This window comes from Pseudomonas sp. Snoq117.2 (genome assembly GCF_900110545.1).
Taxonomy (GTDB): Bacteria; Pseudomonadota; Gammaproteobacteria; order Pseudomonadales; family Pseudomonadaceae; genus Chryseomonas; species Chryseomonas benzopyrenica.
Genome location: NZ_FOED01000002.1, coordinates 549,276 through 562,321, shown reverse-complemented (window position 1 = coordinate 562,321; position 13,046 = coordinate 549,276). Strand labels below are relative to the sequence as shown.

Below are 13,046 nucleotides of genomic sequence, written 5' to 3'. Positions count from 1 at the left end.
ACAAGATGAAACCGACGCTGCTGATGGCCCCGCAATTGCCCCAGGGTCTGGTAACCCAGCTAGAAGCTCATTACCGGGTACTCGGGCCCTTTTCGCCGAACGATCCTACGGCGCTGCCCGTCGGTGCCGAGGAGGCGGTTGCGCTGCTGACCATTGGTGGCCTGCCGACCCGTGCCGCCCTGCTGGACGCTCTGCCGGCGCTGCGCCTGGTGGCCTGCTACGGCACCGGCTACGAAGGCGTGGTGCTGGCCGCCTGTCGCGAGCGCGGCATCGCGGTGACCACCGCCGGCGATGCCAATGCCACCGCCGTGGCGGAATTCACCTTTGGCCTGATCCTGGCCAGCGCGCGTTGCCTGTTGCAGGGCGATGCCTTCGTTCGCAGCGGCCGCTGGCAGGGCAACGCCGTCGAGCGCATGCCCCAGGTGCCGGGCCTGGCCGGGCGCCGACTGGGCATCTATGGCCTGGGCGAGATCGGTCGGCGCATCGCCCGGCGTGGCGAGGCTTTCGACATGGAGATCGGCTACTTCAATCGCTCGCCCCGTGCGGAACTGGACTACCTCTACCACGGCAGCCTATTGGAGCTGGCGCGCTGGAGCGATGTGCTGGTGGTAGCGGTACGCGCCAGCGCCGAAACCGTGGGCGCGGTGGATGCCGAGGTCCTGGCCGCACTTGGAGAGGAGGGCCATCTGGTCAACATCTCCCGTGGCAGCGTGGTCGACGAAGAGGCCCTGGCGGCGGCCCTGGAGCAGCAGGTCATCGCCGGTGCGGCGCTGGATGTCTTCGCCCGCGAACCCGAGGTGCCCGAACGCCTGCGCCAGCAGCCCAACCTGGTGCTCAGCCCCCATGTCGCGGCCAATGCGGCTTCGGCCCAACAGGCCCAGCAACAGGTGATGCTGGCTAACCTCGAAGCGATGGTGCAGGGAGGCGAATTGCGCAATCGCATCGCCTGAGCCGCCGGTCGGCTTGGGTTGTGGCCCCCGGTGGCCACTCCCATATTGAGCGCATGACCTCGAACTCGCCTGCCGCCGTCCTGGCGGACTTTCACGACGCGCCGCGCAGCTGGTTCACGACGCGCTTTCCCGCCCCGACCGAGGCGCAACTGCAGGCCTGGCCGGCCATTCGCGCCGGCGCCTCGGTACTGGTGGCGGCCCCCACCGGTTCGGGCAAGACCCTGACCGCCTTCTTTGCGGTGCTGGATGGCCTGGTGCAGGAGGCATTGCAGGAGGGTGGCCTGCCCGAGGCCTGCCTCTGGCTCTATGTGTCGCCGCTCAAGGCCCTGTCCAACGACATCCGCCTCAATCTCGAAGACCCCCTGGCTGGCATCAGCGCGGCGCTGGAGGCGCAAAACCTACCGCCCCTGGCGTTACGCACGGCGGTGCGCACCGGAGACACGCCACAAAAGGAGCGGGCCGCCATGCGCCGGAGGCCGCCGCATCTGTTGGTCACCACCCCAGAATCCCTCTATGTGCTGCTGGGTTCGGACTCCGGGCGGCGGATGCTGGCCAGCGTGCGTGGCGTCATCGTCGACGAGATCCATGCCATCGCCGACGTCAAGCGCGGCAGTCACCTGACCCTAAGCCTGGCGCGACTGGAGACCCTCACCGGGCGTCCGCTGCAACGCATCGGCCTATCCGCCACCCAGAAGCCGCTGGCCGCGGTGGCTGCCTTTCTGGTCGGCCGCGATGCCCAGGGGCAGGCCCGGCCCTGTACGGTGATCGACATCGGCCACCAGCGTGCTCGCGATCTGGCCCTGGAGGTGCCGCCCATTCCCCTGGAGGCAATGCTCTCCACCCAGGCCTGGGAGCTGGTCTACGACCGCCTGGCCGAGCTGGCCGAGGCACACCGCACCACCCTGGTGTTCGTCAACACCCGCCGCCTGGCCGAGCGCATGGCGCGCCTGCTCTCGGACCGCCTCGGCAACGCCCAGGTCGCCGCCCACCACGGCAGCCTGGCCAAGGAACAGCGACTGGACGCCGAACAGCGCCTCAAGCGCGGCGAATTGCGCCTGCTGCTGGCGACCGCCTCCCTGGAGCTGGGCATCGACATCGGCGATGTCGATCTGGTCTGCCAGATCGGCTCGCCAGGCTCCATCGCCGCCTTTCTGCAACGGGTCGGGCGGGCCAACCACCAGGTCGGCGGCCTACCCAAGGGCCGGCTGTTTCCCACCTCGCGGGACGACCTGGTCGAGTGCGTGGCGCTGCTCGACTGCGTGCGCCGTGGTGACCTGGATACCCTGCACATCCCGGTGGCGCCGCTGGATGTACTGGCGCAGCAGCTGGTGGCCGAGGTGGCCTGCCAGGAGTGGTCCGAAGCCGGCCTGCTGGCCGTGCTGCGCCAGGCCGAGCCCTATGCCGATCTGCGCGAAGCCGACTACCGAGCCGTGGTGGAGATGCTTAGCCAGGGCTATACGGATCGCCGCGGTCCGCGGGCGGCCTACGTCCATCGGGATGCGGTCAATGGGCTTCTGCGCGGCCGCCGGGGCGGCAAAGCGACTGCGGTGATGAGCGGCGGCACCATCCCGGAGAGCGGCGACTTCAGTGTGCTGCTCGAACCCCAGGGCCATACCGTCGGCAGCGTCAACGAGGATTTCGCCTTCGAAAGCCTGGTGGGCGACGTCTTCCAGCTGGGTAACACCGCGTATCGCATCGTCAAGATCGAAGGCAGCAAGGTGCGGGTGGAGGATGCCCAGGGGCAGCCGCCCAACATCCCTTTCTGGCACGGCGAGGCCCCAGGACGTAGCGATGAATTGTCTGCAGGCCTGGCGCGGCTGCGGGCGGAGCTCGAACCGCTGCTGCCCGGTGCCGAAGAGCCGCCGGAACCGGCCATCGTCCGCATCGGCGCGGCCTATGCGCTGGAGGAGGGCGCGGCCCGTCAACTGGTGGACTATCTGGGTCGGGCGCGCCAGGCGCTGGGCGCCTTGCCGACCCAACAGACCCTGGTAATGGAGCGCTTCTTCGACCAGGCCGGCGGGATGCAGCTGATCATCCATGCGCCCTTCGGCAGCCGCATCAACCGCGCCTGGGGCCTGGCCCTGCGCAAGCGATTCTGCCGCAACTTCAATGTTGAGCTGCAGGCGGCGGCCACGGAGAATGCCCTGATCCTCTCGCTGGCGACGAGCCACAGCTTCGTCCTCGACGAGGTCTGGCGCTACCTGCATCCGGCCACCGCCGAAACCGTGCTGATCCAGGCGCTGCTCGACGCCCCCTTGTTCGCCGTGCGCTGGCGCTGGAATGCCACCACGGCCCTGGCCCTGCCGCGCTTCAGCGCCGGGCGCAAGGTGGCGACCCAGGTGCAGCGCATGCGCAGCGAAGACCTCCTGGCTACGGTCTTTCCCGACCAGGTCGCCTGCCTGGAGAATCTCGCCGGCGAGCGCCAGGTACCTGATCACCCGCTGGTCCGCCAGACCCTCGACGACTGCCTCCACGAGTCCCTCGACAGCCGTGGCTGGCTGGCGCTGCTGGCGCGCATCGCCTCTGGCCAGCTGACCCTGCTCACCCGCGACCTGCCCGGGCCGTCACCACTGGCCGCCGAGGTGCTCACGGCCAAGCCCTATGCCTATCTGGACGATGCCCCGGTCGAGGAGCGGCGGACGCTCGCGGTGCAGAATCGCCGCTTCGGCGGCGCCGAGCCCGACGAGTTGGGCGCCCTGGATCCCGCCGCGATCGCTCTAGTGCGCGAAGAAGCCTGGCCACGGCTGGAAAGTGCCGACAACCTGCATGAAGCCCTGTTGGGCGTCGGCTTTCTCACCGAGGCCGAGTTGGCACCGCACCAGACCCAGGCCCGCCAGCTGGTCAAAGCCGGCCGAGCCGGGCGGCTGCGGCTGCCGGAGCTCACCCTGTGGATCGCGGCCGAGCGCCTGCCGCTCTTTCAGGTGCTGTTTCCCGATACCCCCACGGAGCCGCTGCTCAGTCCTCCGCCCGGATTCAAGGCGCCGGTGGATCCTGAGGGGGCGCTGGTGGAACTCCTGCGCGCGCGCCTGACCGCCCTCGGTCCGGTGGACCAGCACCAGCTGGCCGCCAGCCTCGGGCTCCTGCCGGCGCGTCTCACGCCGGCCCTGCTGGCCCTGCAGGGCGAAGGCTATGTGCTGCAGGGGCGCTTCACCGAGGCAGGCAGCGCCGTGGAGTGGTGCGAGCGCCATCTCCTGGCGCGGATCCATCGCTATACCCTGGGGCGACTGCGCAAGGCCATCGAGCCGGTGCCCCTGGCCGACTACCTGAGATTCTTGTTGGAGCACCACCATCTGACCGGTCCGGCGACCCTGAGAGGTAACGAGGGCCTTGAGCAGGTCATCGGCCTGCTGGAGGGCTTCGAGGTCGCCGCCGCCGGCTGGGAAGGGGAGGTCCTGCCCAGTCGTCTACCGGGTTACCAGTTTACCCACCTCGATGATCTCTGCCGCGCTGGTCGGGTCGTCTGGCTGCGCCTGCCGCAACCCGGACGCGGTGGCGGCGGCCCGGTCAAGGGGTCACCCATCGTCCTGCTGCCCCGGCGCCACCTGGCCGATTGGAACAGCCTCACCGCGCGCCCGTTGGCCGAGGCCCTGTCGCCCAAGGGGCAGCGGGTGCTGGAGGTGCTCACGCGTCGCGGTGCCTCCTTCTTCGATGAGCTGCTCGGCGAGGCGCGCCTGTTGCGCAGCGAGCTGGAAACGGCCCTGGGCGAGCTGGTTGGTAGGGGCGCGATCAACGCCGATAGCTTCGCCGGTCTGCGCGCCCTGTTGCTACCGGCAGCCAAGCGCGGCAGCCGCACCGGTCTGCGCCGCGGGCGAATGCCTCTTTATGGCGGCATGGACGACGCCGGGCGCTGGGCGGCCTTGCGACTAGCCGAGGCCCCTACCGAGGAGCGGTTGCCGGATGCCCTGCTGGAGCGGCTGGTCGGGCTGTTGCTGCGCCGCTATGGCGTGCTCTGCTGGCAACTGCTGCAGCGTGAGAGCGAGGTGTTGCCCCCCTGGCGCGATCTCTTGCGCGCCTGCCATCGTCTGGAGGCCCGTGGCGAGATCCGGGGTGGTCGCTTCATCGCCGGCTTGTCCGGCGAGCAGTTCGCCGATCCGGCCGCCATCGCACCCTTGCGGGAATGGCGCCAGCGGCCGCCGGAGGATCTGTGGGTATGCGTGTCGGCGCTGGATCCGCTCAATCTGGTCGGCACCTTGCTGCCGGGCGCCAAGGTGCCTGCCGTGGCCGGCAATCGCCTGCTCTATCGCGATGGCGTACCCATCGCCACCCGGGTAGGGGCGAAGATCAATTGGCTGGTCGAGCTGGAGGCCGGGGAACAGGTGCGGGCGCGGCAGGCCCTGCAGCAACTGGGGCGGGAACGTCCCCAGGTGGGGCTTGGGCGCAGTCTATTGCGGCAGTAGCGGACAGCTGTGGTGTTTAGAAGAAGGGGTGAGAGGCCTTGAGCATCAGGGCGCTGTCGCAATAGGTGTTGTGGCCCGAATACACCGAGCAGTCGGCGCCTCTCAGGCTGGTGCCGCTGTAGGTCAGGTTGAATAGGGTGTTCACCCATTTGCGACTCAGATTCACCGACCAGTCATTGAAGCTGCGTACCATGCCGCCGCTGTCGAGGGTGGTGGGCATGTCCAGCACATAGTTGGTGTACTTGAGCGAGACCCCGGTCTTGATCAACGGCAGGGTACCCAGGTCGGCGTAGAGCGAGGCGTTCTGGCGTCCAGGGTCATTGGCAAAGGCTGCGCCCAGGCGCTTGCCATAGACGGTCATGCCGGAATACAGCTCACGGCTGGGATCGACGTTCTGGATCAGGTTGCTGTAGTTGATCACACCCAGTTCGTAGCCGTAGCCGGGCGCGAAGCGATGCTTGTAGCCCGCATAGGTATCCATCTCCAGCAGGGGCGCTTCTGCGGACGAGGCGTTGTTGGTCGTCCACTGGCCGAAGTACAGACCGCTGTCATGGGTGAGATCGAAGCCGCCGCCCATGCCGGCGGAGTTCGGCGCGACCAGGCCCTGAGCCATGCTGCGGGACGGCGCCGTGCTCATCTTCAGAGCGAAATCCCCCACCTCGCGCTGCATGCCCCAACTGGCCGCCATCACCGGGCTGCCCAGGAGTCCGAGGACGAGAAATAGAGGTAAGGATCTGTTCATGGAAGCACTCCCGCCGTGCTGGTGACGCGCCTGATAGAAGTAATGGAGATAACAACAAGCAGGGAAAACATCGGAGTGCGAACACCCTGATGACATCGTTGTTATTGGATGAGGAACCGCGGCTAACCCGTTATCACTCTGGGATGATAACCAACGAAGGCAGTGTTTTTTCACCATTCGTCAGGTTTCGAGAGGTGGATTAAACTCGCCACGCAGATCAAGACAGACAGATTTGTTATGGGTTCCAATAACAATCGGCATCTGGCCAATCAGTGACGTCTGCTAGCTGACATCTCTGGCAGGCAGCCTAGAGACATACTTTCTGACAAAGCTCAGCCCTGTTGCGACGAACAACCGCAGCCCTGTGGATTGAATCGGTCGGTGAAGACTCAATATTGTGGAGGAGGGCAGCAAACCTTGCCCGCTGTAGCTGTCCCTGACTGAGCGCTGGCTCGAGGAGTTTCCATGAACGACCGTATACAAGCTCTGATGCTGGACCTGCTCGCCCGACTCGGCCTGGTGAAGGCCATCCCGATTCCCAGCCGCGAGCGCGAGCAGCTGGCTGCCCAACGGCGTCGCGCGCAGCAGCGTCGCTAAGCCTCCTCGGCAGCGGCGGGTGCGAACCTGGGTGGCTGGCGCCGCCTGGTTCGCACGGGGTCCCCAGGCAGGGACCCGAGGCCTACTTGAGATTGCCGCTGAGGAACTGGCGCAGACGTTCGCTCCGTGGACTCGCCAGTACCTCGCTTGGCGGACCTTCTTCCTCCACCACCCCCTGGTGCAGGAACAGCACCTGGGAAGACACCTCGCGGGCGAAGGCCATTTCGTGGGTCACCATGAGCATGGTGCGGCCTTCTTCCGCCAAGGCACGAATGACCTTGAGCACCTCGCCGACCAATTCCGGGTCGAGCGCCGAGGTGGGTTCATCGAACAACATGATCTCCGGTTCCATCGCCAGGGCGCGGGCGATGGCGACCCGCTGCTGCTGACCACCGGAGAGGAAGGCTGGATATTGGTCAGCCACGCGTGCCGGTAGACCGACCTTCTCCAGATAGGTGCGTGCACGGTCCTCGGCTTCCGCCTTGCCCACACCCAGGGCCTTGCGCGGGGCCAGGGTGATGTTGTCCAGCACGCTCAGGTGACTCCAGAGATTGAAATGCTGGAAGACCATGGCCAGGCGCGTGCGTAGATTCTGCAACTGGGCGGCATCGGCCACCCGGACGGCGCCGCGATCCTCGGCCATGCGGACGGGCTCGCCGTCCAGGGTCATGGTCACGGCGTTGGGCTGCTCGAGGAAGTTGATGCAGCGCAGGAAGGTGCTCTTGCCCGAGCCACTGGCGCCGATCAGGCTGACCACATCACCGGTCTTGGCCTTGAGCGAGACGCCCTTGAGCACTTCGTGGTCGCCGTAACGCTTGTGCAGGCCTTCGACGGTCAGTTTGTACATGGATAGGGATTCCACAGCTGAAAAGGGGTAGGGGTCACGGCGAGAGCAGGTAGCCGCTGCGATAGGCCTCGGTGCCCGCCACGTGGGCGATCACCATGCCAGCCGTGGCCATGCGGCGATTGGAGCGCGCATAGAGGATGCCAGCGACGGCGCTGCGGACCTCCTCCATGCGATCGCTGATGGGGTCGATGACCTGCGCCAGCACCTGACCGACCTCGATGCGCTCGCCTACCTGGGCCTTGAGTACCAGCACGCCCCCCTGGGCGCTCGCCACGGGCTCGACCGCCGCCAGGGGCGTGGCCGGTTGCAGCAGGGGCGGCAGCGGTGCGGCGACGCCGCTCAGGAAGCCCTGATGACGTAGGTAGTTGACGATGGCCTCGGCGTCCGCCGCGGCGAGTTCGTCGCGCACGTCCAGCTGGCCGCGCAGTTCCAGGGTCACCGACAGGCTGCCCAGCGGCAGCCGCTCGCCGAAGCGCTGATGGAGATTCCACCAGAGCAGGGTGAAGCATTCGTCGAAGGACTGGCCGCCCGAATCGGTGGCGAGCAGGCTGGCTTCGGAACCGAAGTAGCGTGCCAGCGGCTCGACCTGGGGCCAGGCTTCCGGGGTGGTGTAGAGATGGGCCACGGCGTCGAAGTCGCAGTGCAGGTCGAGTACCACCTCGGCGTCGCAGGCCAGGCGCTGCAGGGTCAGGCGCTGACTGTCGAGCTGGGTGGTGGCGGATTCCGCGGCCAGGGCCTCGCGGAAGGCCGCGCGGACCAGGGCCTGGTTGGCGGCCACGTCATCGCCGAGGCGCTCGGCGATGACCGTCTCTACTTGGGCGGTCATGTCGCGGAAGCGGCGATTGAAGTTCTGCCCCGTCTCCAGCTCGTAGCGACCGAGGTGGACGTCGGCGACCTGCTGGTCCTGGCCGATGGGGTTGGCTACCGGCACCAGCACCACTTCCGCCAGGAGTTCACCGGCGGCTTCCAGCGCCTTGAGGCGCTGCTTGAGGTGCCAGGCGGTGAGCATGCCGGGCAATTCATCGGCATGCAGCGAGGCCTGGATGTAGACCTTGCGACCGCTGTCGGCGGGGCCGAAGTGGAAGCTGTGGATGCAGCGCTCGGTGCCCGGGACCGGGGCGACCAGCGGATGGCTGAGATGGCGCATGACAACTCCGGGGCCGCGCCGGGCGCGGCCGCTTGGGTCAGTGGGTCGGGCCGAGGAAGGCCAGCCAGCGGCGCTCCGCCAGGCGGAACAGGCCGATCAGGATGAAGGACACCGCCAGGTACAGCAACGCGGCCAGGCCGAAGGCCTGGAAGGTCAGGAAGGTGGCGGTGTTGGCGTCGCGGGCGATCTTGAGCAGGTCCGGCACCGTGGCGGTAAAGGCCAGGGTGGTGGAGTGCAGCATCATGATGACCTCGTTGCTGTAGAACGGCAGCGAACGGCGCAGCGCCGAGGGCAGGATAACGTGCACATAGAGGCGCCAGCCGTCCAGGCCATAGGCCTTGGCCGCCTCGACCTCGCCATGGGGGGTGTTGCGGATGGCCCCGGCAAAGATCTCGGTGGTGTAGGCGCAGGTGTTCAGGGCGAAGGCCAGGATGGTGCAGTTCAGGCCGTCGCGGAAGAAGCTGCCCAGCATCGGCTGGTCGCGCACGAAGCCCAGGCTGTAGATGCCGGTGTAGCAGATCAGCAGCTGCAGATAGAGCGGGGTGCCGCGAAAGACGTAGGTGTAGAAGCCGATCGGCCAGCGCAGCCAGCGACGCTCCGAGACCCGGGCCACCGACAGCGGCACCGAGACGATGAAGCCGATCACCACCGAGGCCACCAGCAGCCAGAGGGTCATGGCCAGGCCGGTGATGTGGTAGCCGTCGGTCCACAGCAGCGGTTTCCAGTATTGCTGCAGGAGTTCGATCATCGCTTGGCCTCCCGCACGCCGACGTGATAGCGCCGTTCCAGCGCCCCGAGGATGGCGTTGGTCACGGCGGTGATGAGCAGATAGATGACGCCGGCGACGATCAGGAAGTAGAACAGCTTGAAGGTGCCCTTGCCGGCCTCCTGGGAGGCGCGGACCAGATCGGCCAGGCCGATGATGGAGACCAGCGCGGTGGCCTTGAGCAGCACCTGCCAGTTGTTGCCGATGCCGGGCAGGGCGAATCTCATCATCTGCGGAAAGGTGATCAGGGTGAAGGTCTGCCAGCGGGTCAGGCCGTAGGCCAGGGCCGCTTCGCCCTGGCCGCGTGGCACGGCGAGGATGGCGCCGCGAAAGGTCTCGGTGAAGTAGGCGCCATAGATGAAGCCGAGGGTGGCGATACCGGCGGCCATGGGATCGATGTCGATGTAATCCCAGCCCATGTAGTCGGTGAGGGCGCCCAGCCAGTTCTGCAGGCTGTAGAAGATCAGCAGCATCAGCACCAGATCGGGCACGCCCCGGATCAGGGTGGTGTAGCTCTGGGCAATGAAGCGCAGGGGCGCGAGGCGCGACAGCTTGGCCGAGGCGCCGAGCAGGCCGAGGATGACCGCCACGATCAGCGCGAAGCCGGCGAGCTTGAGGGTCGTCAGGGTGCCTTCCAGGATCAGCGGGCCGTAGCCATGCAGGCTGAGCGTGCCCAGTCCGATGGACTGCAAGAAGGAGTCGAAGGAATTCTGCTGCATGCGTCTTGGGAGAATCGCCTGGTGAGGCCGCGGGCGCCACGAGCGCCAGCGGTCATACGTAAAACGCCCCCGGTGGCACCGGGGGCGTCTGCCGAACCGACCTTACTTGGGATCGTAGAGGTTCAGGTCGCCGAAGTACTTCTTCTGGATCTTGTCGTAGGTGCCGTCGGCGTGGATGGCCGCGATGCCCTTGTTGACGAAGGTCTTGAACTCGTCGTTGCCCTTGCGGATACCGACGGCGGTATCGGCCGGCAGCAGCTCGTCGTGGATGGCGGTGTTGGTGTAGCCCTTGCCCTGGGGCGACTTCATGAAGCCACCTTCGGCCTGCAGCATGTCCTGCATGGCGACGTCGATACGACCGGACACCAGGTCGGCATAGACCTGATCCTGGTTCTGGTAGCTCTGGACGTTGACGCCGTTGGGCGCCAGCTTCTGCTTGGCGAAGGTTTCCTGGATGGTGCCCTGCTGCACGCCGACGGTCTTGCCCTTCAGGCTTTCCGCGGTGGCCTGCAGGTTGGCGCCTTCCTTGGTGACCATGGAGGAGGGACCCGACCACAGCAGGTCGGAGAAGTCGATCTGCTCGGCACGCGCCGGGGTCTTGGTCAGCGAGGACAGGATGCCGTCGAACTTGCGCGCGCGCAGGCCGGGGATCAGGCCGTCGAAGTCACTCACCACCCACTTGCACTTCACTTCCAGCTTTTCGCAGATGGCGTTGCCCAGCTCGATGTCGAAGCCGACGAAGCTGCCATCGACGGCCTGGGATTCGAAGGGCGGATAGGTGGTATCCACACCGAAGCGGATCTCTTTCCATTCCTTGGCCATCGCCGAACCGGCGGCCAGACACAGGGCGAGCGCAGAGAGAGTCAGCCAGCTTTTTTTCATGTCGGATCCTAGTGCGAATGTGGATGAAATCATGGCGCCAGTACGACGCCCGTGCCCTCGCGGGAGCAATAAGCTTACCAGTCGGCGAAGATCGTCCCAAATCTGTACGCGGTTGCCGCGTTGGTTACATCCTGTAGCAGCCGACCCAGCCAAACGGCGCGCATTATGCACCGGAAAGGCGCGGCTTTCCTGCCCGGGGCGGACGAACGCACTGCTTTGGGTCTAAAAAGATACGCGTGCGCCAAAGGTGGGCAGAAAGGTAGCAGAAGACCCGATTCGATAAGACATCGTATCTGCTCGGTAGCAATAGCGGCGTGCGGCTGTGTGCAAAGGAAACGGGAGCGAGGCGAGATGACCTGTCGGGAAAAGGCGATGACCGCTGGCGTGCTCTACCTGGTTGAGATCAACGACCGCCACGGTCTGCAAGACTGCGGCTTTCTGCCGCGACCGTTGGGAACGGGGCTGCACAGCTACCACAAGGCCCTGGGCTAGCCGGTGGCGAGCGGCCTGGGCAGGCTACTGGCGCTGATCGCCCTGGCCGCGCTCTATGGGGCGCTGCATGATCAGGTCAGCTATGGCCTGGGTCCAGATTACTTCACCTGCCTGAAATTTCCGCAATTCGGCCTGCTCGACACGGCGCTGGCGCCGCGTTGGCGAGCGGCCAGGGTCGGCCTGCAGGCCGGTGCGGTGGCCGGACTGCCGCTGGGCCTGGCGCTGCTCTGGCTGGCGCGCGGGCGGCCTGCCGGTGACCGCTATCTCTGGCGCGGCAGCGCGGCCGTGCTGCTCGGGGCACTGGGCTGCGCCCTGCTGGGCCTGGGCCTGGGCTGGCTCGCCGTGGAGCTGGGCAGCGTCCTGCGGGTGCCGGCCTGCGTACAGGACCGCGGAGGTTTCCTGCTGGCGGCCTGGATGCACGCTGGCAGCTACCTGGGCGCCTTGCTGGGGTTGCTGGTGTTCGCCTGGCGCAACCGACGTCGCCGCTGAAGGCGGGCGAGTCCTCGTTCGACGCCGGCTTCCAGCGCCAGAAAGAGCAGGGCGACCGCGCCGCCGAGCAGGGTGCTGCCGATCCGTTCGCGGGCGATGCTGGCCTCGGGCGCGCCGGCCAGGGCAACCATCAGGACCGTGGTGCCGGTGATGAACAGCGTCTGCAGCGAGTAGCGCCCGTCCTGCAATAGATAGGCGCCCGCCGCGCACAGCAGGCAGGCGCCGGCCAGGACGGCAGGGGTGTCATCGAGCCAGACCACCGCGCCTGCCAGCAGGCAGCCGGCTAGGGTGCCGACCAACCGGCCGAGGCCACGCCGCCAGGTGTCGCCCAGGCGCGGCTTGAGCACCAGCAGCGCGGTCATGGGCGCCCAGTAGCCGTGACCGTACTCCAGCAGGCCGGTCAGGGTCTGGCAGAGAGCGACCACGGCGGCGGCATAGAAGCCGTAGCGGCCAAGGCGAAACCTGTCCGCGAACAGCACCACGACCTCGTGGAGGTGGGCCTTCAGGGAGCCGGTGCGCAGCCGCCATTGGGAGCGGTAGAGCGCCTTTTGCACCAGGGCGAAGAGCAGCAGTTGCAGCAGCCCGCCGCCCAGTACCAGGCCGCCCCGCAGCAGCGCCTGCTGCAGGTCACCGGGAAAGCCGCCGGCCACCAGCAGGGCCACCGTCCATTGCTGGGTGATCCACCAGGGGCCGTTGCCGACGGCGAACAGCCAGGCGCAGCAGGCGGCCCAGAGGGCGCCGGCCATGACCAGCGCCGGCAGCTGATGGCCCAGCAGGGAGCCAACCACGGCAGAAAAGGCCATCCCCAGCGCCGCCACCAGCATGGGCGCCAGGGGTTCTGCGGCAAAGCTCTTGTAGGCGCCGAAGCCTACGGTATAGGCGCCACCCAGGGCTACCACGCAAGGCAGCCAAGTCCCCGTCCACCAGCCGGCAAGCAGGATCGCCGCCAAGGCCGGGAGGCAAGCGAGCGCCAAGGCCCAGCGGGGTTCCTGCGGCGCGCCTATGGCACCATCGGCTA

General features: G+C 67.1%; 12 protein-coding genes. 5 read left to right on the top strand and 7 right to left on the bottom strand.

Annotation, left to right across the window (positions count from 1 at the left end; genetic code table 11):
- The first annotated feature begins 5 nt into the window (after window positions 1-5).
- Window positions 6-950: an NAD(P)-dependent oxidoreductase gene (locus BMZ43_RS08485; RefSeq protein ID WP_093252402.1), complete on the top strand. Its 945-nt coding sequence runs from the start codon at window positions 6-8 to the stop codon at window positions 948-950.
- 53 nt (window positions 951-1,003) lie between these two features.
- The gene (locus tag BMZ43_RS08480; protein ID WP_093252400.1) at window positions 1,004-5,347 is read left to right on the top strand and encodes a DEAD/DEAH box helicase; all 4,344 of its coding nucleotides are present in this window, start codon (window positions 1,004-1,006) and stop codon (window positions 5,345-5,347) included.
- A 16-nt stretch (window positions 5,348-5,363) separates the two neighbouring features.
- Here BMZ43_RS08480 and BMZ43_RS08475 read toward each other — a convergent pair whose 3' ends face one another.
- Window positions 5,364-6,089 carry a TorF family putative porin gene (locus tag BMZ43_RS08475; RefSeq protein WP_026083989.1) on the bottom strand — a complete coding sequence of 242 codons (726 nt, stop codon included), beginning with the start codon at window positions 6,087-6,089 and terminating at the stop codon, window positions 5,364-5,366.
- Window positions 6,090-6,554: 465 nt separating this feature from the next.
- Between BMZ43_RS08475 and BMZ43_RS26860 the strand changes: the two genes are divergently transcribed.
- Window positions 6,555-6,686 (top strand): hypothetical protein, encoded by a 132-nt coding sequence (locus BMZ43_RS26860; RefSeq protein WP_256204554.1) that lies wholly within the window; start codon window positions 6,555-6,557, stop codon window positions 6,684-6,686.
- An 82-nt stretch (window positions 6,687-6,768) separates the two neighbouring features.
- On the opposite strand, the gene BMZ43_RS08470 is transcribed toward BMZ43_RS26860, so the two are convergent.
- From BMZ43_RS08470 to BMZ43_RS08450, 5 genes are all read right to left on the bottom strand, one after another.
- Window positions 6,769-7,533 (bottom strand): ABC transporter ATP-binding protein, encoded by a 765-nt coding sequence (locus tag BMZ43_RS08470; protein WP_017642288.1) that lies wholly within the window; start codon window positions 7,531-7,533, stop codon window positions 6,769-6,771.
- 34 nt (window positions 7,534-7,567) lie between these two features.
- Window positions 7,568-8,680, bottom strand: a complete 1,113-nt coding sequence (locus BMZ43_RS08465; protein ID WP_017642289.1) for a succinylglutamate desuccinylase/aspartoacylase family protein — start codon at window positions 8,678-8,680, stop codon at window positions 7,568-7,570.
- 37 nt (window positions 8,681-8,717) lie between these two features.
- Window positions 8,718-9,428 (bottom strand): ABC transporter permease, encoded by a 711-nt coding sequence (locus BMZ43_RS08460; RefSeq protein ID WP_007158912.1) that lies wholly within the window; start codon window positions 9,426-9,428, stop codon window positions 8,718-8,720.
- Entirely contained in the window at window positions 9,425-10,165 is a 741-nt protein-coding gene (locus BMZ43_RS08455) for an ABC transporter permease (RefSeq protein ID WP_007158911.1), read from the bottom strand. The genes BMZ43_RS08460 and BMZ43_RS08455 overlap by 4 nt, the downstream gene beginning before the upstream one ends.
- 102 nt (window positions 10,166-10,267) lie before the next feature.
- Complete coding sequence (locus BMZ43_RS08450) at window positions 10,268-11,047, bottom strand: transporter substrate-binding domain-containing protein (protein WP_093252397.1); 780 nt, start codon at window positions 11,045-11,047, stop codon at window positions 10,268-10,270.
- A gap of 351 nt (window positions 11,048-11,398) precedes the next feature.
- Between BMZ43_RS08450 and BMZ43_RS26480 the strand changes: the two genes are divergently transcribed.
- Together BMZ43_RS26480 and BMZ43_RS08445 are read left to right on the top strand one after the other, a co-directional pair.
- On the top strand, window positions 11,399-11,539 hold the full coding sequence (locus BMZ43_RS26480; protein WP_017642291.1) for a hypothetical protein: 141 nt from the start codon (window positions 11,399-11,401) through the stop codon (window positions 11,537-11,539).
- Between the two features lie 3 nt (window positions 11,540-11,542).
- Window positions 11,543-12,028: a hypothetical protein gene (locus BMZ43_RS08445; RefSeq protein ID WP_017642292.1), complete on the top strand. Its 486-nt coding sequence runs from the start codon at window positions 11,543-11,545 to the stop codon at window positions 12,026-12,028.
- On the opposite strand, the gene BMZ43_RS08440 is transcribed toward BMZ43_RS08445, so the two are convergent.
- The gene (locus BMZ43_RS08440) at window positions 11,968-13,002 is read right to left on the bottom strand and encodes an FUSC family protein (protein WP_256562896.1); all 1,035 of its coding nucleotides are present in this window, start codon (window positions 13,000-13,002) and stop codon (window positions 11,968-11,970) included. The genes BMZ43_RS08445 and BMZ43_RS08440 overlap by 61 nt on opposite strands.
- Window positions 13,003-13,046: the final 44 nt, after the last annotated feature.

Excerpts from the sequence above, each read along its gene's own strand:
- BMZ43_RS26860 (WP_256204554.1), top strand. The coding sequence starts at position 6,555 with ATGAACGACCGTATACAAGCTCTGATGCTGGACCTGCTCGCCCGACTC.
- BMZ43_RS08470 (WP_017642288.1), bottom strand. The coding sequence starts at position 7,533 with ATGTACAAACTGACCGTCGAAGGCCTGCACAAGCGTTACGGCGACCAC.
- BMZ43_RS08485 (WP_093252402.1), top strand. The coding sequence starts at position 6 with ATGAAACCGACGCTGCTGATGGCCCCGCAATTGCCCCAGGGTCTGGTA.
- BMZ43_RS08450 (WP_093252397.1), bottom strand. The coding sequence starts at position 11,047 with ATGAAAAAAAGCTGGCTGACTCTCTCTGCGCTCGCCCTGTGTCTGGCC.
- BMZ43_RS08475 (WP_026083989.1), bottom strand. The coding sequence starts at position 6,089 with ATGAACAGATCCTTACCTCTATTTCTCGTCCTCGGACTCCTGGGCAGC.
- BMZ43_RS08460 (WP_007158912.1), bottom strand. The coding sequence starts at position 9,428 with ATGATCGAACTCCTGCAGCAATACTGGAAACCGCTGCTGTGGACCGAC.
- BMZ43_RS26480 (WP_017642291.1), top strand. The coding sequence starts at position 11,399 with ATGACCTGTCGGGAAAAGGCGATGACCGCTGGCGTGCTCTACCTGGTT.
- BMZ43_RS08465 (WP_017642289.1), bottom strand. The coding sequence starts at position 8,680 with ATGCGCCATCTCAGCCATCCGCTGGTCGCCCCGGTCCCGGGCACCGAG.
- BMZ43_RS08455 (WP_007158911.1), bottom strand. The coding sequence starts at position 10,165 with ATGCAGCAGAATTCCTTCGACTCCTTCTTGCAGTCCATCGGACTGGGC.
- BMZ43_RS08480 (WP_093252400.1), top strand. The coding sequence starts at position 1,004 with ATGACCTCGAACTCGCCTGCCGCCGTCCTGGCGGACTTTCACGACGCG.